19 protein-coding genes are annotated in these 20,305 nt (G+C 64.0%); 15 read left to right on the forward strand and 4 right to left on the reverse strand.

Features of this window, described 5'->3' with window-relative positions; all coding sequences use genetic code 11:
- The first annotated feature begins 68 nt into the window (after window positions 1–68).
- From fliF to AC1MGT_RS06070, 14 genes are all read left to right on the forward strand, one after another.
- Window positions 69–1,769 (forward strand): flagellar basal-body MS-ring/collar protein FliF, encoded by a 1,701-nt coding sequence (gene fliF / locus AC1MGT_RS06005; RefSeq protein ID WP_499503424.1) that lies wholly within the window; start codon window positions 69–71, stop codon window positions 1,767–1,769.
- Entirely contained in the window at window positions 1,762–2,766 is a 1,005-nt protein-coding gene (fliG, locus tag AC1MGT_RS06010; protein ID WP_482899802.1) for a flagellar motor switch protein FliG, read from the forward strand. Before fliF ends, fliG begins: the two co-directional genes overlap by 8 nt.
- Complete coding sequence (fliH, locus tag AC1MGT_RS06015) at window positions 2,766–3,527, forward strand: flagellar assembly protein FliH (RefSeq protein WP_499503425.1); 762 nt, start codon at window positions 2,766–2,768, stop codon at window positions 3,525–3,527. The genes fliG and fliH overlap by 1 nt, the downstream gene beginning before the upstream one ends.
- A 1-nt stretch (window position 3,528) precedes the next feature.
- Window positions 3,529–4,953: a flagellar protein export ATPase FliI gene (gene fliI / locus AC1MGT_RS06020; RefSeq protein WP_499503426.1), complete on the forward strand. Its 1,425-nt coding sequence runs from the start codon at window positions 3,529–3,531 to the stop codon at window positions 4,951–4,953.
- Window positions 4,954–4,993: 40 nt separating this feature from the next.
- Entirely contained in the window at window positions 4,994–5,437 is a 444-nt protein-coding gene (fliJ, locus tag AC1MGT_RS06025) for a flagellar export protein FliJ (RefSeq protein ID WP_332532379.1), read from the forward strand.
- Between the two features lie 25 nt (window positions 5,438–5,462).
- Entirely contained in the window at window positions 5,463–6,770 is a 1,308-nt protein-coding gene (locus AC1MGT_RS06030) for a flagellar hook-length control protein FliK (RefSeq protein ID WP_499503427.1), read from the forward strand.
- A 199-nt stretch (window positions 6,771–6,969) separates the two neighbouring features.
- Window positions 6,970–7,491 carry a flagellar basal body-associated protein FliL gene (fliL, locus tag AC1MGT_RS06035; RefSeq protein WP_332532381.1) on the forward strand — a complete coding sequence of 174 codons (522 nt, stop codon included), beginning with the start codon at window positions 6,970–6,972 and terminating at the stop codon, window positions 7,489–7,491.
- Window positions 7,492–7,503: 12 nt separating this feature from the next.
- On the forward strand, window positions 7,504–8,487 hold the full coding sequence (fliM, locus tag AC1MGT_RS06040; RefSeq protein ID WP_183555716.1) for a flagellar motor switch protein FliM: 984 nt from the start codon (window positions 7,504–7,506) through the stop codon (window positions 8,485–8,487).
- A 47-nt stretch (window positions 8,488–8,534) separates the two neighbouring features.
- Window positions 8,535–8,978 (forward strand): flagellar motor switch protein FliN, encoded by a 444-nt coding sequence (gene fliN, locus AC1MGT_RS06045; RefSeq protein ID WP_332532382.1) that lies wholly within the window; start codon window positions 8,535–8,537, stop codon window positions 8,976–8,978.
- Window positions 8,975–9,679 carry a flagellar biosynthetic protein FliO gene (gene fliO, locus AC1MGT_RS06050; RefSeq protein ID WP_499503428.1) on the forward strand — a complete coding sequence of 235 codons (705 nt, stop codon included), beginning with the start codon at window positions 8,975–8,977 and terminating at the stop codon, window positions 9,677–9,679. Before fliN ends, fliO begins: the two co-directional genes overlap by 4 nt.
- On the forward strand, window positions 9,669–10,409 hold the full coding sequence (gene fliP / locus AC1MGT_RS06055) for a flagellar type III secretion system pore protein FliP (RefSeq protein ID WP_258835324.1): 741 nt from the start codon (window positions 9,669–9,671) through the stop codon (window positions 10,407–10,409). Before fliO ends, fliP begins: the two co-directional genes overlap by 11 nt.
- Window positions 10,410–10,422: 13 nt before the next feature.
- Window positions 10,423–10,692 (forward strand): flagellar biosynthesis protein FliQ, encoded by a 270-nt coding sequence (fliQ, locus tag AC1MGT_RS06060; protein ID WP_332532384.1) that lies wholly within the window; start codon window positions 10,423–10,425, stop codon window positions 10,690–10,692.
- 30 nt (window positions 10,693–10,722) lie between these two features.
- Window positions 10,723–11,565 (forward strand): flagellar biosynthetic protein FliR, encoded by an 843-nt coding sequence (gene fliR / locus AC1MGT_RS06065; protein ID WP_499503429.1) that lies wholly within the window; start codon window positions 10,723–10,725, stop codon window positions 11,563–11,565.
- A 55-nt stretch (window positions 11,566–11,620) separates the two neighbouring features.
- A complete protein-coding gene (locus tag AC1MGT_RS06070; RefSeq protein ID WP_499503430.1) occupies window positions 11,621–12,532 on the forward strand; it encodes an alpha/beta hydrolase in 912 nt (303 codons plus the stop codon).
- A gap of 58 nt (window positions 12,533–12,590) precedes the next feature.
- Here the strand turns inward: AC1MGT_RS06070 and AC1MGT_RS06075 are convergent, their stop codons facing one another.
- Window positions 12,591–13,667, reverse strand: coding sequence for a DUF4214 domain-containing protein (locus AC1MGT_RS06075; protein WP_499503431.1), 1,077 nt, complete (start codon window positions 13,665–13,667; stop codon window positions 12,591–12,593).
- 195 nt (window positions 13,668–13,862) lie between these two features.
- Here AC1MGT_RS06075 and AC1MGT_RS06080 point away from each other — a divergent pair, with 195 nt between their 5' ends.
- Entirely contained in the window at window positions 13,863–15,890 is a 2,028-nt protein-coding gene (locus AC1MGT_RS06080) for an AsmA family protein (RefSeq protein WP_499503432.1), read from the forward strand.
- Here AC1MGT_RS06080 and flgL read toward each other — a convergent pair.
- From flgL to flgJ, 3 genes are all read right to left on the reverse strand, one after another.
- Window positions 15,877–17,100, reverse strand: a complete 1,224-nt coding sequence (gene flgL, locus AC1MGT_RS06085) for a flagellar hook-associated protein FlgL (protein WP_499503433.1) — start codon at window positions 17,098–17,100, stop codon at window positions 15,877–15,879. The genes AC1MGT_RS06080 and flgL overlap by 14 nt on opposite strands.
- A gap of 17 nt (window positions 17,101–17,117) precedes the next feature.
- Window positions 17,118–19,088 carry a flagellar hook-associated protein FlgK gene (flgK, locus tag AC1MGT_RS06090; RefSeq protein WP_499503434.1) on the reverse strand — a complete coding sequence of 657 codons (1,971 nt, stop codon included), beginning with the start codon at window positions 19,086–19,088 and terminating at the stop codon, window positions 17,118–17,120.
- A 228-nt stretch (window positions 19,089–19,316) separates the two neighbouring features.
- Window positions 19,317–20,294 (reverse strand): flagellar assembly peptidoglycan hydrolase FlgJ, encoded by a 978-nt coding sequence (gene flgJ, locus AC1MGT_RS06095; RefSeq protein ID WP_499503435.1) that lies wholly within the window; start codon window positions 20,292–20,294, stop codon window positions 19,317–19,319.
- Between the last annotated feature and the right edge of the window lie 11 nt (window positions 20,295–20,305).

Below are 20,305 nucleotides of genomic sequence, written 5' to 3' on the forward strand. Positions count from 1 at the left end.
GTTTGAATGTTGCCCGGTGGCTCCATAATGCGTGCTGTCCCCACCCATTTTGACCAGGCCCCTCCACCATGGCAGCAACTGCTGAAAACCTTATCGACACGCCACCAGGCACGCCGGCCCCCGCTACCCCGTCGTTTTTCCAGACGACCATGGGCAAGCGCGTTGCCGTGGGTGGTGGTGTCGCGCTCATTCTGGCGTTGATGATTGCGGTCTGGATGTGGAGCCAGGCGCCGGAGTACCGGATCCTGTTCGCTAATTACAGCGACCGTGATGGCGGCGCCATTACCGCGTCGCTCGACCAGATGGGTGTGCAGTACAAGTTTTCGGAAGGCGGCAATGCGATCCTCGTGCCGGCCGAGCAGATCCACGACCTGCGCCTGAAGCTTGCGGCCCAGGGCTTGCCGAAAGGCGGCAACGTCGGCTTCGAGCTGATGGAAAACCAGAAGCTGGGCGTCTCGCAATTCCTGGAACAGGTCAACTACCAGCGCTCGCTCGAAGGCGAGCTGGCGCGTTCGATCCAGTCGCTGGGTTCGGTCGCCGCCGCGCGCGTCCACCTGGCGTTGCCAAAACCGTCCGTCTTCGTGCGCGACCAGCAAAAGCCGACCGCGTCCGTGCTGCTGAACCTGCAGCCGGGCCGCGCGCTCGATCCGGGCCAGGTCAGCGCCATCGTCCACCTGGTTGCCTCGAGCGTGCCGGAACTGACCACCGGCAACGTCACCGTCATCGACCAGAACGGCGCGCTGCTGTCGGATACCAGCAACAAGGGCGCGGGCGGCAAGTCGCTCGATCCGACCCAGCTCAAGTACGTTGACCAGGTCCAGCAGAACATCATCAAGCAGGTCGAGTCGATCATCAAGCCGCTCGTCGGCGAAGGCAATGTGCGCGCCGAAGCGACCGCCGAGGTGGACTTTGCCCAGGTCGATACGGCTGCCGAGATGTACAAGCCGAATTCGCCACCGGAGCCGCAGGCGATCCGCAGCACGCAAAGTTCGGAAGTGGTCGGCGCAGGTGGCGCGGCATCCGGCGTGCCGGGCGCGCTGTCGAACCAGCCGCCGGGCGTGAACACGGCGCCGATCGACGGCGCACCGCCAGCCGAAGGCGCGCAGCCAAGCGCCCCGACCAGCAAGAACTCGACCACGAATTACGAAGTCGACAAGACCATCCGCTACGAGCAGCGTCCGATGGGCGGCATCAAGCGCCTGACGGTCGGCGTGGTCGTGAATCACCGCCGCATCGTCGATCCGGCCACCGGCAAGGTCACCGTGCGTCCGCTGGCCGCGGCCGAAGTGGCCCAGATCAATGAGCTGGTCAAGCAGGCGATGGGCTACAACCAGGCGCGCGGCGACACGCTGAACGTGACCAACGCGCCATTCGACGGCGTGGACAAACCGGCCGAGGCAGTGGTAGAACCGACCTGGTGGAGCGATCCGGCGAACTTCCCGCTGTTCAAGGACCTGGCCCGCTATGCCTTCGTGGCTGCCGTGATCGCCTTCCTGTACTTCCGCTTCCTGCGTCCGCTGCTGCGCCCGGCCATCAAGAAGTTCGACGAAGCCACGGCCGTGCCGGAAGAGCCGAAGGAAGAAGAAAAGGACGAGAACGCCGAAGAAGAAGTCGCCGACACGCCGGCCGAAGAAGCGATCAAGGAAGAAGAAAAGATACGCCAGGACATGGGTTACCGCGCCAACCTGAAAATGGCGCAAGAGCTGGCAAGCAAGGATCCGCGCATCGTCGCCAACGTGATCAAGGGATGGTTGGGTTCAAATGAGTGATAAAGACAAAGACAATACCAACAAGGCCGCCATCCTGATGCTGGCCCTGGGCGAGGCCGAAGCGGCCGAGGTGATGAAGTTCCTGGGCCCGCGCGAAGTGCTCAAGCTGGGCGCCGCGATGGCGCAGATGAAGGCGGTGCAGCACGATCAGGTGGTCACGGTGCTCGAAGACTTTGTCACCGAGACCAATCTGCACTCGACCGTGGGACTGGATTCGGACGAGTACATCCGCCAGGTGCTGACCAAGGCGCTGGGCGACGACAAGGCGGCCGTGCTGCTCAACCGGATTCTCGGCGGCAAGGACGCGTCGGGCATCGAGAGCCTGAAGTGGATGGACTCGGTGTCGGTCGCCGAACTCATCCGCAACGAGCACCCGCAGATCATCGCCACGATCCTGGTCCACCTCGAGCGCGACCAGGCCTGTGAAATTCTGGCAAACTTTACTGAGCGGTTGCGCAACGACGTGGTGCTGCGTATCGCGACGCTCGACGGCGTGCAGCCGGCGGCGCTGCGCGAACTGAACGACGTGCTGACCAAGCTGTTGTCGGGCAATGAGCACATCAAGAAGTCGTCGCTGGGCGGTGTGCGTACTGCGGCCGAGATCTTGAACTTCATGAGCGGCGAGCAGGAATCGGCCGTGATGGACAACATCAAGAACTACGACAACGACATGGCGCAGAAGATCATGGACGAGATGTTCGTGTTCGACAATATTATCGATATCGACGATCGTGGTATCCAGTTGCTGTTGCGTGAAGTACAGTCCGACATGCTGATCATCGCGCTCAAGGGCGCCTCGCAGGATCTGCGCGAGAAGGTGTTCAAGAATATGTCGCAGCGCGCCAGCGAAATGATGCGCGAAGACCTGGAATCGAAAGGTCCCGTGCGCTTGTCTGAAGTGGAATCCCAGCAGAAGCAGATTCTGCAGATCGTGCGGCGACTGTCCGATGAAGGCCAGATCGTGCTGGGTGGTAAAGGAGAGGATTCGTTCGTCTGATGGCAATTTCAAAAGAACAGCAGAGCGCCTACCAGCGCTGGGAGATGGCCTCGTTTGGCGACGAGCGCCCCAGCACGCTTGCCCGGCGCGCTGCTGAGCAGCCATCCCCGCCCGCAGTGCCGGCGGGCGTGTCGCTGAACAGCATCGGTGCCGGCCTGCCGCCGAACGTCATGCTGCCCAGCGTCGAAGAACTCGAAGCGATGCGCGAGGCAGCGCGCCAGGAAGGCTTCGCGCAGGGCCTGGACGAAGGCCGCACGCAGGGCCATGCCGAAGGCCACGCTGCAGGCCATGCCGAAGGCTTCGCCGCCGGCAGCGCTGAAGGCGAGCAAGCGGCCAAAGAAGAACTGGAGCAATTGCGCACGGTCGCTGCCAGCTTTGGCGACGCCGTGTCGCAGGCCGACGAGACGATCGCCAAAGACGTGCTCGACCTGGCGCTGCGCCTGGCGCGCGGCATGGTGCGCACCGGTCTGGACGTGCGGCCCGAGCTCATCATGTCGGTGGTGCGCGACGCCATCAACCAGTTGCCGATCCTGCAGCAGCCTGCCCTTCTCATGCTCAACCCGCAGGACGCCGAACTGATACGCCATGGCATGGCCGAAGAACTGGCCACCGGCGGCTGGCGCATCATCGAAAATGCCGCAATCGCGCGTGGTGGCTGCCGCGTTGAAACGGCCAGCAACCAGATCGATGCCCAGGTCGAGGCGCGCTGGCAACGCCTGACGCACGCGCTGGCCGCCAATGTCGACTGGCTGAGCCCGTAACATGGACGACCACACCACCCTGCACCCGCCCCAGGCGTCCTCGCACGACCGCCATACGGCGCGCTGGAAAGCGTATATCCGCGATTGCGACACGCTCGTCAGCTTTGCCGAGCCGCTGCAGATTTCGGGCCGCGTCACGCGCGTGGCGGGCCTGGTCATGGAATGCGTTGGCCTGCGCCTGGCTGTGGGCGCGGCCTGCACGATTCCCACCGCCAGCGGCCAGATCGAGGCCGAAGTGGTCGGGTTCGAGGGCGAGCGCCTGTTTTTGATGCCGCAAAGCGACACCGAAGGCGTCGTGCCCGGCTCGCGCGTGTTCCCCGTCGAGAGCGTGCTGCCGCCGCCGGGCAGCGTGCCGCACGGGCGGCGCCGGCCGCAAGACCGCGCGCGCCACCTGCCGGTAGGCATCCAGCTGCTGGGCCGCGTCGTCGATGGCGCCGGCCGGCCACTCGATGGCCTGGGGCCGCTCGGCACGTCCGACATGGCGCCGCTCAACGCCCGCCCCGTTAATCCGCTCGACCGCGCGCCGATCAAGGACACGCTCGACGTCGGCGTGCGCGCCATCAATTCGATGCTGACGGTCGGCCGCGGCCAGCGCCTGGGCCTGTTTGCCGGTACCGGTGTCGGTAAATCGGTCTTGCTCGGCATGATCGCGCGCTACACCGAAGCCGAGATCATCGTCGTCGGCCTGATCGGTGAACGGGGCCGCGAGGTGAAGGAATTCATCGATCAGATCCTGGGCCCGGAAGGCCGCGCGCGCTCGGCCGTGGTCGCCGCACCGGCCGACTCGCCGCCACTGCTGCGCCTGCAGGGCGCGGCCTACGCCACCGCCATTGCCGAATATTTCCGCGACCAGGGCAAGAACGTCATGCTGATCATGGATTCGCTGACCCGCTACGCGATGGCGCAGCGCGAGATCGCGCTGGCCATCGGCGAGCCGCCGGCGACCAAGGGCTATCCGCCATCCGTGTTCGCCAAGCTGCCGGTACTGGTCGAACGGGCCGGCAACGGCCTCGAAGGTGGCGGCTCGATCACGGCGTTTTATACCGTGCTGTCCGAGGGCGACGACCAGCAGGATCCGATCGCCGATGCGGCGCGCGGTATTCTCGACGGCCACATCGTGCTCAACCGGCACCTGGCCGAAGCAGGCCACTATCCGGCCATCGACATCGAACAATCGATCTCGCGCGCCATGCACTCGATCACCACGCATGAGCACCAGCTGGCGGCGCGCAAGCTCAAGCAGCTGTATTCGCGCTACCAGCGCTCGCGCGACCTGATCAGTGTGGGCGCGTATGCGGCCGGCAGCGATCCGGTGCTCGACATGGCGATTGCCAAGAACACCGAGATCGAGGAATTCCTGTGCCAGGAAATCCATGACAATGCCTCGCTTCCCGAGAGCTTGGGGCGATTGACCACGTTATTCTAGTGATTGCGGGCAACGTCATGCCGGTAGAATGTAATTCACCATGGCACAAGCTTCCGCTCTCGAAACACTGATCGACCTGGCGCAACGCGATTCCGACGCGGCCGCCAAGCGGCTCGGTGCGGCCCTGAAACTGGTCGAGGACGCCGAGCAGAAGCTGGCCATGCTGGTCGGTTACCGCGACGAATACGCGCGCAAGCTCGACACCGCCCAGATGGACGGCATCACGCCTTTCGCGTACCACAACTTCGTTGCCTTCATCGGCAAGCTGGACCACGCATTGAATGGCCAGCGCGAAGTGCTCAAACACGCGCAGAACAAGGCGACGTTCGAGCGCACGACCTGGCAGGAAAGCGAGCGCAAGCGCCTGTCCTACCGCACGCTGAACGAACGCGCAGCAAGCGAAGCACTCAAGGTCGAGAACAAGCGCGACCAGAAGCAGATGGATGACCACGCAGCCCGTGGCGCCCGTTACAAACAACGCTGAACCAACGTCGATAGTCGAGTCCACCATGACGATGCAGACCAACACCCTCCCGTTCCAGATCACCGGCGCCAACGCCACGACGCAGCGCCCGGCCACGCCGGATCGCCTGGCCGACGCAGCACGGAGCAGCGGCACTGGCGGATTCAGCGCCACGCTGAACCGTGAAATGGCCACGCGCCAGCCGGCTGCGCCGCCGCCACAACCGGCCGCGCAACCGAAACCGGCGCAAGGGCCAAAACCGGCAAATGCCGACAAACCGGCCAACCGCGATCCGGTACGCGACGGCCCGACCCGCTCGACCATCCGCCCGCCGATGCACGACGGTGACGCCAAGTCCACGCAGGCGGCCAGCAGCAACACGGCGGATGCGGCAAGCGATGCCGACGACGCGGCTGCAGCAGAAGCGGCCGCGGCCGCAGCGGCAGCCACCACGCCGGTCACCGACATGCTCGCCTTCATGGCCAGCCTGAGCCAGCCGGCCAGCACCGCTGCCACCATCAGCACCGACGCAGCCGCAGCCGGCGCCGCCACGGAAGGCGACGCACAACTGACGGCGCTCGAAACGGCGCTCGACAACATGAAAGCCATGACCACCGGCGCTACCGACGACACGGACGCCGCCGGCGGCAAGGGCCAGGCACTCGCCAGCGGCGTGCAGCAGGCACCTGCCGACCTGCGCACCACTCAGGCACCCGGCACCGCGCTGCCACAGGGCGAGCAGGACGTCGGCCAGTTCCAGGCCCAGTTGCGCGATACACAGCAACAGCAGCAGCAATTGCCAGTGGCCGAAGAAGCCCCGGCCCCGCTGGCCGCGCTGCAGGCCCAGGCGGCCAGGGTCGATGCCACGGGCAATCCGGCGATGCCGGGTGACCGCATCCCGGCGCGCCTGGGCACCCAGGCTTGGGACAACCAGGTCAGCCAGCGCATCGTGTACATGGTCGGCAAGGAGCAGGCGGCCACGCTGACCCTGAACCCGCCCGACCTGGGCCCGGTGCAGATCGTGCTGAACGTGAGCAACGACCAGGCCACCGTGGCCTTCTCGTCCGACCAGCTCGACGTGCGCCAGGCGCTTGAAAACGCCCTGCCCCGCCTGCGCGAAATGATGAGCGAAAGCGGCATCGCGCTCGGCAACGCCACGGTCGACGCCAATGTGCCCGACCAGCGCCAGCAGCAGGACAGTGACCGCCGGGCGCAGGGCGGCCAGGGCGGCCAGGGCGGCGCCGGTGGCCTGACGGGTGACGGCCAGGATGCCGCGCCGGCCGTGAACGAGGTCGCGCCGCGCACGCGCACCGTCTCGATCGGCGACCGTGGCATGGTCGATCTGTTCGCCTGATGCCGCATTGGTGTCCCGGGGGCGGCCGCGCGGCCGCCCTTTTCTATTCTGTCATCGCGCCCCAGCAACAATCACACGGATTACCACGGCTTCCACCCTCTATTCGAGGCTTGCTGGGACGCATCTTTCCACGACAATGCCATAATGATGAACCCTCACCAACCAGCGGCAAAGACACATCTTGAAAGCGAATCCGAAAATGAAAGCTGATCCGAAAGCGGACACCGCAGCGGCACCTTCCGGCTCGAAGAAAAAGCTGATCATCATGATCCTCGCCGCCGTGCTGGTACTGGGCGCAGGCGCCGGTGCAGGCTGGTACTTCACGCAGGGGTCAGCGGCCCATGGCGAAGAAGAAGAGGCGCCGGCCAAAGAGCACAAGAAAAAGAAAAAGAAGAACCCGGACGCGAAAGCCGAGTACGTGCCGATCGAATCGTTCACCGTGAACCTGCAACCGGAAAACGGCGAACAGTATTTACAAGTGCAGTTCACGCTGCAAGTGGCGGGCGCCGAGCAGGCCACGCTGGTCAAGGACAATATGGCGATCGTGCGCAATCGCATGCTGCTGCTGTTGTCGAGCAAAAAGGCATCCGAGATCAGCACCGTCGAGGGCAAGCAGCAGCTCGCCACCGAGATCCGGACGGCCATTACCGAACCCTTCGAGAAAGATGGCGACGAACAGGAAGTGTCCGACGTATTATTCACCTCGTTCATCATCCAGTAAATCCAGACAAACATGGCCGATAATTTCCTCTCCCAGGAAGAAGTCGATGCCCTCTTAAAAGGGGTCAACGGCGATCAGGACGACATCTCGGCGCCTGAAGACACCTCGGGGGTCCGCACCTACAACCTGGCAACGCAGGAGCGCATCGTGCGCGGCCGCATGCCGACGCTCGAGATCATCAACGAGCGCTTCGCCAGGTATTTGCGGATTGGGTTGTTCAACTTCCTGCGCCGCAGCGCCGAAGTGTCAGTCGGCTCGGTGCGGGTGTCAAAATACAGCGAGTTCATCCGTAACCTCGTGGTCCCGACCAACCTGAACCTGGTGCACATGAAGCCGCTGCGCGGCACGGCGCTAATGGTGCTCGATCCGGGCCTCGTATTCCTGCTGGTGGATAACCTGTTCGGTGGCGACGGGCGCTTCCACACCCGCGTCGAGGGCCGCGATTTTACCCAGACCGAGCAGCGCATCATCATGCGTATCCTCGACATCATCTTCGAGGCGTACGCCAAGTCGTGGGAGCCGGTGTTCCCGGTCGAATTCGAGTTCATCCGTTCCGAGATGAACACGCAGTTCGCCAACATCGCCACGCCGAACGAAGTGGTCGTGTCGTGCACCTTCACGGTGGAGCTGGGCTCGGTGTCGGGTCAGATCCACTTCTGCATGCCGTATTCGATGATCGAGCCGATCCGCGATGCACTGACCTCGAGCCTGCAGGGCGAAGCGCTGGAAGTCGACAAGCGCTGGGTGCGCCTGATGACGCAGCAGATCCAGGTCGCCGAAGTCGAGCTGGTGGCGGTGCTGGGCCATGGCAAGGCCAACTTCGACGAAATCCTCAACATGAAAATCGGCGACGTGATCCCGATCGTGGTGCCCGAGATGGTGCAGGCCACCGTCGACGGCGTACCCGTGATGGACTGCAGCTACGGCGTCTTCAGCGGGCAATACGCGCTGAAGGTCGAGAAGCTGCTCGCCAATAGCGACACATTCAACAAGTAATCGGTATATTGGCGAGGCGCGCAGCGCCCGCCGCACAGGAGAACACCATGTCCGACAATCAGGAAGACCAGGAAAACATCGACGACGATTGGGGCGCCGCCATTGCCGAACAGGCCGCGGCCGAAGCGGCAGCACTCGAACGCCAGACGTCCTCTGCGGCCGCCGCACCGGTGGCCGCCGCAGCCGTGTTCAAGGATTTTTCGAACAAGGGCGCGCGCAACGAAACGCCGAACGACATCGACTTCATCCTCGACATCCCGGTGCAACTGACGGTCGAACTGGGCCGCACCAAGATCGCCATCAAGAACCTGCTGCAACTGGCGCAGGGTTCGGTCGTCGAGCTTGATGGCCTGGCGGGTGAACCGATGGACGTGCTCGTCAACGGTTGCCTGATCGCCCAGGGCGAGGTGGTGGTCGTGAACGACAAGTTCGGCATCCGGCTCACCGACATCATCACGCCATCCGAGCGGATTCGCAAACTCAATAAATGATCGCACGCCGCGCCGCCAGCTATTCCACGACCATCGCTGCGCTGCTGCTGGCGGCACCGCTCGCGCTGGCGCAGCAGACGGCGCCAGCCAGTGATACCACGACCGGCCGGCCGGCGACACCCGCTGTACCGGCGCCGGCCACGGTGCCCGCCGTGACCGCACCGCCGGTTGCCGCGCTGCCGGGCGATGCTGCCGTGCCTGCAGTGCCTGCAGAACCTGCAGAGCCTGCCGAACTTGCTACACCGGCAGTGACGGCGGCCACGACGGCGCCCTCCACCACGACCACCGCGCCGGCCATCACGCCGATGCGCCCGCCGCCGCAAGTCGCGCTGCCGGCATCGGGCGGCTCAGGCGCGGCCGGTCTGCTGCAAACCATTTTCGCGCTGCTGCTCGTGCTGGGTCTGTTGATCGGCCTGGCCTGGCTGCTCAAGCGCTACGGCCCCAAGCCGGGCGGCGGCCTGGCCAATCTGCGCGTGGTCGGGGCGCTGAATATCGGCGGACGCGAACGCATCATGGTGGTGGAAGTGGGCGACCAGTGGATCGTCGTCGGCGCCGCACCGGGCCGCGTGAACGCGCTGCACACGATGCCGCGCCAGGACGTCGACCTGGGCGCAGGCACGGGCGCCGGACAAGGCAGTCTCCCCGCCACACGCTTTGCCGACTGGCTCAAGAACACGATGGACAAACGCAATGCGTCATAAACACCTGTGGCTGGCCGCTGGCCTGGCCCTGCTGCCGCTGATCGCGGCGGCCCAGCCCGGCATTCCGGCGTTCCAGAGCAGCCCGGCAGCCAATGGCGGCACCGCGTATTCGCTGCCGGTCCAGACGCTGCTACTGCTCACCTCGCTCACCTTCTTGCCCGCTGCCCTCCTGATGATGACGAGCTTCACGCGCATCATCATCGTGCTCTCGCTGCTGCGCCAGGCGCTTGGCACCCAGACCGCGCCGCCGAACCAGGTGATGGTGGGGCTGGCGCTGTTCCTGACGTTCTTCGTGATGGGGCCGACTTTCGACCGCATCTACAGCGAAGCGTATCTGCCGCTGCAGAACAACCAGATCCAGATGACCGAGGCCATGAACCGGGGCGCCGTGCCGCTCAAGGAATTCATGATCAAGCAGACGCGCGAGTCCGACCTGGCACTGTTCGTCAAGATTTCGCGCTCGCCAGCGCTGCAGGGCCCCGAAGACATTCCGCTGCGGGTCCTGATTCCGGCGTTCGTCACGAGTGAACTCAAGACGGCGTTCCAGATCGGCTTTGCGATCTTCATTCCGTTTTTGATCATCGACATGGTGGTGGCGTCGGTCCTGATGGCGATGGGCATGATGATGATGTCCCCGGCCGTCATCGCGCTGCCGTTCAAGCTGATGCTGTTCGTGCTGGTCGACGGCTGGCAACTTCTGCTGGGCTCGCTGTCCCAGAGCTTCTACTAGAGGACGCCGCGCGATGACTCCCGAGAGCGTAATGACGATGGGCCGCACGGCCATGGAAGTGACCCTGATGGTCTCGGCGCCGCTGTTGCTGGTGGCGCTGATCGTCGGCCTGGTCATCAGTATTTTCCAGGCCGCGACCCAGATCAACGAGGCCACGCTCTCGTTCATCCCGAAACTGGTCGGCGTGTTCGTCACCCTGGTGGTGGCCGGCCCGTGGATGCTGTCGGTGATGCTGGACTATATGCGCCAGGTGTTCACGGGTATTCCCGGCCTGATCGGCTAAGGCCCGCGTGCGCACGCCCGGAGGCGCCCGATGCTGACGCTGACCTCGGCGGAAATGAATGCCTGGATCGCCGGCCTGCTGTGGCCGCTGTCGCGCATTCTCGGCCTGATCGCCGCCGCCCCGCTGTTCGGCAATGCCAGCGTGCCGGTGCGTGCCAAGCTCGCGCTGGGCATCCTGCTGGCGATCGTCATCGCGCCCCTCGTGCCGGCCGTGCCGGCGGCCGATCCGACCTCGTGGGCGGGCCTCCTTATTTTGACCAAGGAAATGATCATCGGACTGGCGATGGGCTTTGCCATGCGCATCGTATTTGCCGCGATCGAGTACGCCGGCGAAGTATCGAGCCAGACGATGGGCCTGGGTTTCGCCATGTTCTTCGACCCCAGCACGCGCGGGCGCTCGTCGGCCATCAGCCAGTTCATGGCGCTGGTCGCGACGATGGCGTTTCTGGCCGTGAACGGCCACCTGATCCTGCTCGAGGCGCTGGCCGAAAGCTTCATCACGATGCCCATCACCGACACGCCATTTTCATCGAACACGGCGCTGGAACTGGTGCGCTGGGGCGGGCGCATCTTCTCGGCCGGGCTGCAGATCGCCATGCCGATCATCGCCGCGCTCTTGATCACGCAGGTCGCCCTCGGCATTCTGACGCGCGCCGCACCGCAGCTGAACATCTTCGGCATCGGCTTTCCGATCACGCTGGGCGTGGGCTTTTTGACGCTGAGCCTGGTGCTGCCGTACCTCGGCGCGCCGATCGTCAACCTCTTCAACCAGGGCATTGAAGTGAGCCGCTCGCTGCCGCGCGCCAGCAATCCACAGCCGGGGGCGGCGGGTGCGCAGCCGGCGGCGACGCCGGTGGTGCCGGCGCCGGGGTAACGGCGGCCAGCGCGCTGCGTTACAATGAGAATCATTCTCATCTTTAAACACGCGCATGGCCACTCCTGCTGCCGTTCCCACGTCCTTTCCACGCCGCCGCATCCTCGGCGCCGCTGCCGCACTGACCGCCCTCGCCACCCCGCTGGCCCGCGCCGCGGCTGAGTGGCAACCCGCCACGCTGCACCAGGCCCGGCAGCTCGACATCACCTCGCCCATCACCGGCCAGACCTACCGCATCTTCGTCAGTATCCCGACCACCCCGCCCCCGCCCGCCGGCTACCCGGTCGTCTACGCGCTCGACGGCAATGCGACCTTCCCGACGCTGGCGCTGATGGCGCGCACGATCCTGCGGCGGGGCGCTGCGCTGCCCGTTGTCATCGGCATCGGCTATCCGGGCGAGTTCGATTACGGGATGGGGCGTGGTCGCGATTACACGCCGCCCCCTGGTGCAGGCGGTCCTGCGAAGGAAGGCGGCGCCGACCTGTTCCTCGACTTTGTCGAACGCGAACTCAAGCCGCTGATCGCCGCGCTGGCGCCGCTCGATCCGGCACGCCAGGCGCTGTATGGTCATTCGTACGGCGGGCTGTGCACATTGCACGCTTTGTTCACCCGCCCGGCAATGTTCCAGACTTACCTGGCGGCCAGCCCGTCGATCTGGTACCGCGAGCGTGTGGTACTGGATGGCATGGACGGTTTCAATCGGCGCGTTGCCACCCTGCCCGCGAAACCGTCGCTGATGCTGGCCGTGGGTGAACTGGAACAACCGTCAACTGCACATGGTCCGCTGCAGGGCCGTGACGCCATCGCCGCTGCGCGCCGCATGGTGGACAACGCGCGCGAACTGGGCGAGCGGCTGCAAAAGACCAACACCCTGGCGCGTGTGCAGTTCCACCTGCTGGCGCATGAAGATCACGGTTCGGCAACCTTCCCGGCGATGGCGCGTGGCCTCGAGTTTTTCCTCGTGTGAATCAGGGAAAGTACCTGACCAGATACGCAACGCTGCGCCTTACAAGAGCGCGAGCGACTTACCCATACGGCGTATAGGTAAAGCCATTGCCAATCACGTCCGCCAGTTGCGCGCGATTTTCTACGCTCTCGGCAAATTCAATGAGTACGTCCGCGCGACTGGTTCCATACTCCAGCGCAGCATTCCAGAATGCGACACCGGACGCTTCGCCGTCGCGATGCAGTACGTTGTCATACAGCGCATCGATGAAGGCCATATTGCTGGTATTGGCGCCATACAGGTCGGTGAATTCTGCGCTGTCGATGAAGCTCTGCGAGATCGCCGTCAACGTCTGGCCCGCGTCGCTGACCGCTAGCCAGAAACCGAAACCGATCTTGTCGGGTGTACGGTCGAACGCGGCCTGGTACAGGCGGTACACCTGGCCCAGGTTGCCCGCCATGGACAGGGCCAGCGCGTCCTTGCTTTCAGTGAACAGGGCGCGTTCGATACTGGTCAGCTCCGACGAATCTTTGGCCCAGGGGATCGGCACGGTATAGCCGGTCGCGGTCTTGGTGAATGTGAATTCGGATAGAGCTCCGGGAAAGACTGCCGTATCGCGCGTGTTGGCATCGGTACCGGTCACACGACCACGAGTTTCGGCGCTGATGCCGGAAAGCGCGGTGTCGCCATTACGCAGTGTGTTGATCTCGAACGGTCCTACGAATCGGCTAGTCTCGTAGGGGTTGCCGGCGGCGTCGGTGATCCCGCGGTTGAAGGCCACCGTATAACTGCGTACATCAAATAAATGATCGGGGGTCAATGTGAGCGTATTGCCGCTGACCGTCACCGCGGGGCCGGTCAGGTCGAACGATTCGAGCTGCGTCGACAAATTCCCGGCCAGCAGCGAGAGATGGCCGCCACGCACCTGGATGACCTCGTCAAATACCAATGTGAGAGGCCCGTCGACGGTCCCGCTGACCGACACGACTCTCGGCGCTGTTGTGTCAGGGACCGTGGTAGCGGAAGTCGTTGCGACGACGCGTTCGGCGGTGGGGGCATTGGCGAGCAGACTGTCGGTGTGCATGAGCGTGACAAAAGGGTCGGGAGAGAACCAGTATAGCCCGATGAAAGCCGCATCCAGATAACCGGAAAGCATAAAATCACGCCGGGCCTCCGCGCATGGCGCGTGGCCTTGAATGTTTCCTCAGCTAACGTACAGCGTAAAAAAATACCAATTAATTGTGCAGTAGTGCGACTTAGCCAACCAACAATATTGCCTGGACCCTGCTAGCCTGACGATCCCGGTGCCTCGCTGCGCCAGCCGCCGACCCACTCATGGGCACGAACGACAATGACCCTTTCCAGACCTCTCAAAATTACCGGCTGGATCTTGCTGGCCATCACCGTGGCAGTGATCCTGTTCCTCATGCTGTTCGACTGGAACATGCTGCGTCCCTACATCAACCGCAAGGTGTCAGAGACAACCGGGCGTGAATTTGCCATCCGCGGTGACCTGGACGTCAAGTTCCAGCGTGACCGCAACGGCGAAACGGGCTGGCGGCGCTTCGTGCCGCAGCCGCATATCACGGCTGACAATGTCTACATGAGCAATCCTGCCTGGAGCACGGTCGGCAAGCAGATGGCCGCCGCCCAGCGCATCGAAGCCGGCGTGCGCATCCTGCCGCTGCTCACTAAAGATGTCGTGATCACTGACCTGCGCCTGGCCAATCCGGACATCGCCGTCCAGCGCCGCGCCGATGGCAGCAATTCGTGGACCTTCAAGGACAACGGCCCATCAGAATGGAAGGTCGATCTGCAGCGCCTGGCCTTCGACAGTGCGAAGGTGCGCTACGTCGACGAGCCGGTGGGCCTGGACCTGCGCGCCACGGCCGATTCGATCAAGGGCGGCGAAACCGCCTCCACGGCGGCAGGCGTACCGCCGTATGGCCTGACGTTCACACTGGCCGGAACCTACAACAAGGCGAAGATCACCGGTGGCGGCAAGGCCGGCGCGGTGCTCTCGCTCACCGGCGACGACACCAGCTTCCCGATCGAAGCCGAAGCCACGGCCGGCGAAAACAAGCTTGGCCTGCGCGGCATCATCCGCGATCCGCGCTCGCTGTCGGGCTTTGCCCTGCAGATGCAACTGGCCGGCGCCAGCATGGCCGACCTGTACGGTCTGACCGGCGTGCTGCTGCCGGAAACGCCGCCATATGCCACCAAGGGCACCTTGCTGGGCAAGAAGGACGGCGACTTCTGGACCTTCACCTATAAAGATTTCACCGGCAAGGTCGGCGCCAGCGATATCGCGGGTACGCTCGCCTACGCCCAGCGCAAGCCGCGGCCGCTGCTGACGGGTGCACTGACTTCGAAACAACTGCGCCTGGCCGATCTGGGTCCGACTGTGGGCGCGGATACGGGCGAAGGCACGAAGGCCGCGGGCAAGGTCAAGGCGCCGGCACCGGGCAAGGCGTTGCCGGTCGATCAGTTCAACACGGCCAAATGGGGCGCACTCGATGCCGAGGTCAAGTTCACAGGTAAACAGATCCTGCGCACGGCCGACATTCCGCTGCGCGACATCGAGACCACGATCCGCATGAAGGACAAGGTTCTGACGCTGACCCCGCTGAGCTTTGCACTGGCCGGCGGACGCATCACGTCGAATATTCGGCTTGACGGTCGCGAGAAGGTGCTGGATGCATCGGCCCGGCTGGCGGCGCGCGGCGTGAAGATCCGCGAACTGTTCCCCAAGCTGCAATCGATGCAGGCGACCTTTGGTGAAATCAATGGCGATGGCGCGCTGGTCGGCAAGGGCAATACCGTGGCGGCCATGCTGGGCACGTCGCAGGGTGAAATCAATGCCGTGGTGACCGAAGGCACGGTCAGCCAGTTCGTCCTCGAACTGGCCGGCCTGAACGTGGCCAATGCCGTCTACGTGAAAATTTTCGGTGACAAGCAAACCATGCTCAACTGCGTGGCAGCGACCACCACGGTGCGCAATGGCCGCGCGAACATCGATCGCTTCGTGCTCGACAGTGAAGATGCGGTGGTGAACGCGACCGGCTATGTGGACCTGGCCACCGAGAAGCTCGACGTGGACGTGCGGCCAAAAACCAAGGGCGCGCGCATCCTGTCGCTGCGCACGCCGCTGTATGCGCGCGGCACGTTCAAGGATCCGAAGGTGGGGCCGCATGCCGGGCCGCTGGCGCTCAAGGCCGGTGCGGCCGTGGCGCTGGCAGCGATCAATCCGCTGGCCGCCCTGCTCCCGTTGATCAACGTCGACAAGGCGCCCGATACGAACTGCGGCGCCGAAATCAGCGCCGCGAAAGAACCACCGAAGGTGAACGGTAAGGTCGCGCCGAAGATCAAAGGTAGTTAAACAGCGACAGGCCTGACATCGTCTTGAACGACATCTGCGCCGCCTGCAGCGTCATTTGCTGCTGCGAGAAGTCCGAGATGGCCTTGACGGTGTCGAGGCCCACCAGGTCGTCGAGCGTGGCCGCGTACTGGATATCCAGATCGTCGCCGGTGCTGTCGAGGTAGTCGAGCTCTTTCATGTGGGCGCCGACCGACGATTGCACCGTCAGCACGTTGTCGTGCGCATTCTTCAGATTGTCGAGCGCCGTGTTCAGGCCATTGGTCAGCGCTGCCTTGCCGGCCGAGCCTTCGCCCGGCATGCGCAGTGTGGCGATCAGGTCGGTAACCGTGGTAAACACCGACTGCTTCTGGCTTGGCTCGACACTGAACGTGTCGCCGTTGGCCGGCGCGCCCTTGATGTCGAAGGCCATGCCGCCAAAGGTAATCTGCTTGCCCGGTTCATAGGCGTTGCCGCCGCTGACCAGGGCTTGGGGATTGCTGCTCGTGTTGTAGACCGAGTACGTGGTCACCGGGGGCGTGGCGGTGCTGACCGCAAATTCGATCCCATACTTGGTGCTGTTGAACGCTTGGCGGTCCACGACTGAACCGGACGAGATCAGCGCTGCGCCCTTGTTGGCGCTGCCGGCCTGGGTCTGGAACGTGCCGTTGCCAGTCGGGATCGCCTCGAAAATGGCACTGCCCGATGCCGACAGCGGCAATTTGCGCGAGTCGCTTACCTGCAACTGGCGTACGCCCTGGTCGCCCTGGTAGGCCGCGCCCGTCGGGGTGCTGGTGAACGGCTGGGTCGTGGTCATGTAACCCGAAAACAGGTAACCACCCGCGCCGTCGGCGGTATTGGCGATGCCCAGCAGGTCGGCCAGCCGGCCTTCGAGTTCGGTCGCCAGCTTTTCGCGGTCGCTCGGCAGCATCGTGGCGTTACCGGCCGTGACGGCCAGCGTCTGGATGTCCTGCAGCACATCGCCCGTATTTTGCAGCGTCGATTCCACCTGCGCCAGCGACGACTTTGCGCTATTGCGGTTGGTGGCGAACTGGGCATTGATTTCCTGCGACTGGCTCACTTCGAGCGCGCGCGCCGACGCGACCGGATCGTCGGCGGCGGTCAACAGGCGGCGGTCGGTCGACAGCTGCATCTGCGTGCGCGCGAGCGCGCTTTGCAGCGTGTTGAGCTGGTTGGTCGAGGTGGAATACAGGTTCGCGGTACTGATACGCATGATGTTCTTTCGCTACGTTAGCGGCTGATCGACAGCAGCGTGTCGAAGATGGTGCCGGCGATCTGCATCACCTTGCTCGACGCCTGATAAGCCTGCTGGTACTTGATGAGATTGGCGGCTTCTTCATCCAGATTCACGCCCGACACATCGGCCTGGGCACCCTCGGCCTGTGCCAGCAAGGCATTGCCGGCCTGCGCATTGACCTGCACTTCGCGCGTCTTGTTGCCCACCTGGCTCACCATCTGCGCATACGACGACGTCAGCGTGGCGGTGCCATTGTTGAAGATATTCTTGGTCTGCAGTTCGCCCAGCGCAGCGATATTGCGGGTGTCGCCCACGCCGCTGCTATTGGCCGCGATCGTGAACTTGTCGTTGTCGCCCGGCTTGCCGGTCAGCGTGACACTCACACCGCCAAAGCTGTAGGTCGAGCCGTTGTCGAATTTGACGTTGGCAGAATTGACCTGGCTCGAGACGCCCTTGCTGTCGACCACGGTCACCATGCCTGCCGGGAAGCCGGACAGATTGCCGCTGGTTTCATCGAATTCCAGCGTCACCGGCAATGCGGCGGGTGTGGTCAGGAAATCCTTGGACACCTTGCCTTCGCTGATCTTGCCGGTGCCGGTATTGGCCAGCGGCATGCTGGTCAGAATCGGGGCCGCGGCGGCGATCTGCGAGACATCGTTGGCCAGCACATTGAAGTTGGCAGCGCCGTCGATGGTCGGGCGCACCAGGAAGGTATCCTTGTTGCGCGCATTGTTCTTGAAGCTGAACTCGACGCCATCGACTTCAAACGTGGCCACGCCATTTGCGCCCGGCGTGACGGTGCCCACATCGGTGTTGTCGGACTGGCGCACGACCTTGTAGTTGGTGCCGTTGAACGTGACTTCGTAGTCGCTGTCCTTGAGCTTGCTTGGATCGGTGACCTTGGCGGTCAGCTCGGCCGCGGGATCGGTGCTGGTGCCCTTGGCATTGTTGATGCTCGCGCCAACAAACGCCGGCGCCACGTTGAAGAACGGCTGACCCTTGTTGCCGTTCTGGTCCAGGCCCAGCTGGTGCTGGGCGTTGAATTCAAAGGCCATGCCGATCGCGATCTTGCCGAGCGAACTCTGGGCGGTATCGAGCGTCTCGGTACGAAACTCGAGCAGGCCGCCCAGCTTGCCGCCGGAGAGCGCGCCATCGGGCAGCACCGCCACTTTCGAGCCCACCTGGTAACCCACTTCCATGCGGGTCAGGTCGGTTGGCGAGACCATCGCCGCCAGCTGGAACGAGTCGTTGCCCACCACCAGTGGCTGGCCATTGCCGATGGAAATCGTCAGGCTGCTGTTGTCGCCCGGCGTGACGCTGGCCTTGACGAACTTGTTCAATTCGAGCACCACCTGGTCGCGCTGGTCGAGCAGGTCATTCGGCGGGCGCGTCGCCGACGAGGCGAAATTGGAAATCTGCTCGTTGAGCTTGGCGATCTGCGTGCCATAGGTGTTGATCGCGGTGACGCTCGCTTCGATTTCGCCGTTCACGCCGGTGCGGATTTCGCCAAGGCGCGAATCGAGGTCTTGCAGGCGCGTGGCCAGCGTTTCGGCACTCGACAGCATCGCCTGGCGCGACGGCACCGACGCGCGGTTGGCCGCCATGTCCTGCACGCCCTTGAAGAAGCCCTGCATCGCCGGCGACAGGCCGGACGTGGTGTCGGCCAGCAGGTTGTCGATCTGCTTGATCTGTGAATAGTACGACTCCAGGCCGCTGGTGCTGGCCTGGGCGTTACGCACCTGCATGTTCAGGAAGTTGTCGCTGTAGCGCTTGATCTGCGCGATCTCGGTCCCGGTGCCCAGGAAGCCGACACCCGTATCGAGCGCGGCCGACGTGGCCTGGACCACGCTCTGGCGCGAGAAACCCGCCACGTTCGCATTGGCGATGTTGTGGCCGGTCGTGGCGAGGGCTGCCTGTGCTGCATACAACCCTGTCTTACCGATGGCGAGGAGGCTACCTGACATAATTTTTTTCTCTCTGTGACAGTACAGTCAACGGCAGTTTTTCAGAAAACTTGACGGTCTCTGGATAACATTAGCGTTCAACGATCGTTGGTGCGCCACCAAATCACGTTAATTTGAACGCGTGGACGGCATAGCCGTCCACCCTACAACTGGATAACATTAGCGTGTAGGGTGGACGCGGCCGGCGAGGCGGGTTCCCCGTCCACGCGTTCAACGGGCGCATGCGCGTTACGCCAGCGAATTCTTGATCAGGCGGGTCAGCTTGGCCGCGTAGTTCGGATCGGTGGCATAGCCGGCGCGCTGCAGGCCCTGGGCAAAGGTGGCCGCGTCGCTGCTGCCGATGACTTTTTCGTAACGCGGGTTCTTCGCGATCATGTTCGCGTAATCGCGGAACGAATCGGCCGGGCTGTCGTAGGCGCGGAATTTCTCGACCTTCGTCTGCGGCTTGCCATTCACGTATTCGGTGGTGACAGCGGTGGCGACCTTGCCTTTCCAGCTGGCCCCGGCCTTGATGCCAAACAGGTTGTTGCTGTTGCTGCCATCGGCGTTCCTGATCATGCGTTTGCCCCAGCCGGTCTCGAGCGCGGCCTGGCCCAGCATGAACTTGGCCGGCACGCCCGTGGTCTGCTCGGCGGCATGCGCGTGCTCGTGCAGTTTTTCCTGGAACGCGCGCACGTGCGGCGCCTGCACCCGGCCCGTCTCGGTCGTCGCCGGCAGCGGCGGCGCCTTGCTGGCGGCAGTGCCGGATACCGCACTTGCTGCAGCGCCAGCACCGAGCGCCGCGCCGTTGCCATACATGGCCGCGGCGTTGTTCAGCGACGGTGTCAGACGGCCAGCGCCAGCAGCAGCATCACTGCCCATGCCATCGGCGCCAATGGCCAGCGCCTGCTGCCCCATCTGGTTCGCGCTCAGCTGGCGCACCAGCACATCGGCCAGGCCGACGCCGCGCTTGGCGAGGTTCTGGCTGGTCTGCTGGTCGAGCATCGTCGTGAAGGTCTTGGTCTGCTGGTTGTCCAGCATGCCTTCCTGCGGCGTCGCGTCGCGCATGCTCTTCATCATCATGTTGATGAACATCGCCTCGAACTGGGTCGCCGCTTCTTTCATGGCGGCCGGCGTGCCGGCTTTCGCGCTGTTCTTCAGCCCGTTGAGGCTGTTGGTGTCGAGCGCGAGCTTGCTGGTCTGGTCAAGGTTGGGCGATGCGATCATGGCGTGTCTCT

The sequence above is a fragment of the Telluria sp. BA11 genome, from assembly GCF_056680305.1.

Coding starts and splice junctions, on each gene's coding strand:
- fliF (WP_499503424.1), top strand. CDS start 69: ATGGCAGCAACTGCTGAAAACCTTATCGACACGCCACCAGGCACGCCG.
- fliG (WP_482899802.1), top strand. CDS start 1,762: ATGAGTGATAAAGACAAAGACAATACCAACAAGGCCGCCATCCTGATG.
- fliH (WP_499503425.1), top strand. CDS start 2,766: ATGGCAATTTCAAAAGAACAGCAGAGCGCCTACCAGCGCTGGGAGATG.
- fliI (WP_499503426.1), top strand. CDS start 3,529: ATGGACGACCACACCACCCTGCACCCGCCCCAGGCGTCCTCGCACGAC.
- fliJ (WP_332532379.1), top strand. CDS start 4,994: ATGGCACAAGCTTCCGCTCTCGAAACACTGATCGACCTGGCGCAACGC.
- AC1MGT_RS06030 (WP_499503427.1), top strand. CDS start 5,463: ATGACGATGCAGACCAACACCCTCCCGTTCCAGATCACCGGCGCCAAC.
- fliL (WP_332532381.1), top strand. CDS start 6,970: ATGAAAGCTGATCCGAAAGCGGACACCGCAGCGGCACCTTCCGGCTCG.
- fliM (WP_183555716.1), top strand. CDS start 7,504: ATGGCCGATAATTTCCTCTCCCAGGAAGAAGTCGATGCCCTCTTAAAA.
- fliN (WP_332532382.1), top strand. CDS start 8,535: ATGTCCGACAATCAGGAAGACCAGGAAAACATCGACGACGATTGGGGC.
- fliO (WP_499503428.1), top strand. CDS start 8,975: ATGATCGCACGCCGCGCCGCCAGCTATTCCACGACCATCGCTGCGCTG.
- fliP (WP_258835324.1), top strand. CDS start 9,669: ATGCGTCATAAACACCTGTGGCTGGCCGCTGGCCTGGCCCTGCTGCCG.
- fliQ (WP_332532384.1), top strand. CDS start 10,423: ATGACTCCCGAGAGCGTAATGACGATGGGCCGCACGGCCATGGAAGTG.
- fliR (WP_499503429.1), top strand. CDS start 10,723: ATGCTGACGCTGACCTCGGCGGAAATGAATGCCTGGATCGCCGGCCTG.
- AC1MGT_RS06070 (WP_499503430.1), top strand. CDS start 11,621: ATGGCCACTCCTGCTGCCGTTCCCACGTCCTTTCCACGCCGCCGCATC.
- AC1MGT_RS06075 (WP_499503431.1), bottom strand. CDS start 13,667: ATGCTTTCCGGTTATCTGGATGCGGCTTTCATCGGGCTATACTGGTTC.
- AC1MGT_RS06080 (WP_499503432.1), top strand. CDS start 13,863: ATGACCCTTTCCAGACCTCTCAAAATTACCGGCTGGATCTTGCTGGCC.
- flgL (WP_499503433.1), bottom strand. CDS start 17,100: ATGCGTATCAGTACCGCGAACCTGTATTCCACCTCGACCAACCAGCTC.
- flgK (WP_499503434.1), bottom strand. CDS start 19,088: ATGTCAGGTAGCCTCCTCGCCATCGGTAAGACAGGGTTGTATGCAGCA.
- flgJ (WP_499503435.1), bottom strand. CDS start 20,294: ATGATCGCATCGCCCAACCTTGACCAGACCAGCAAGCTCGCGCTCGAC.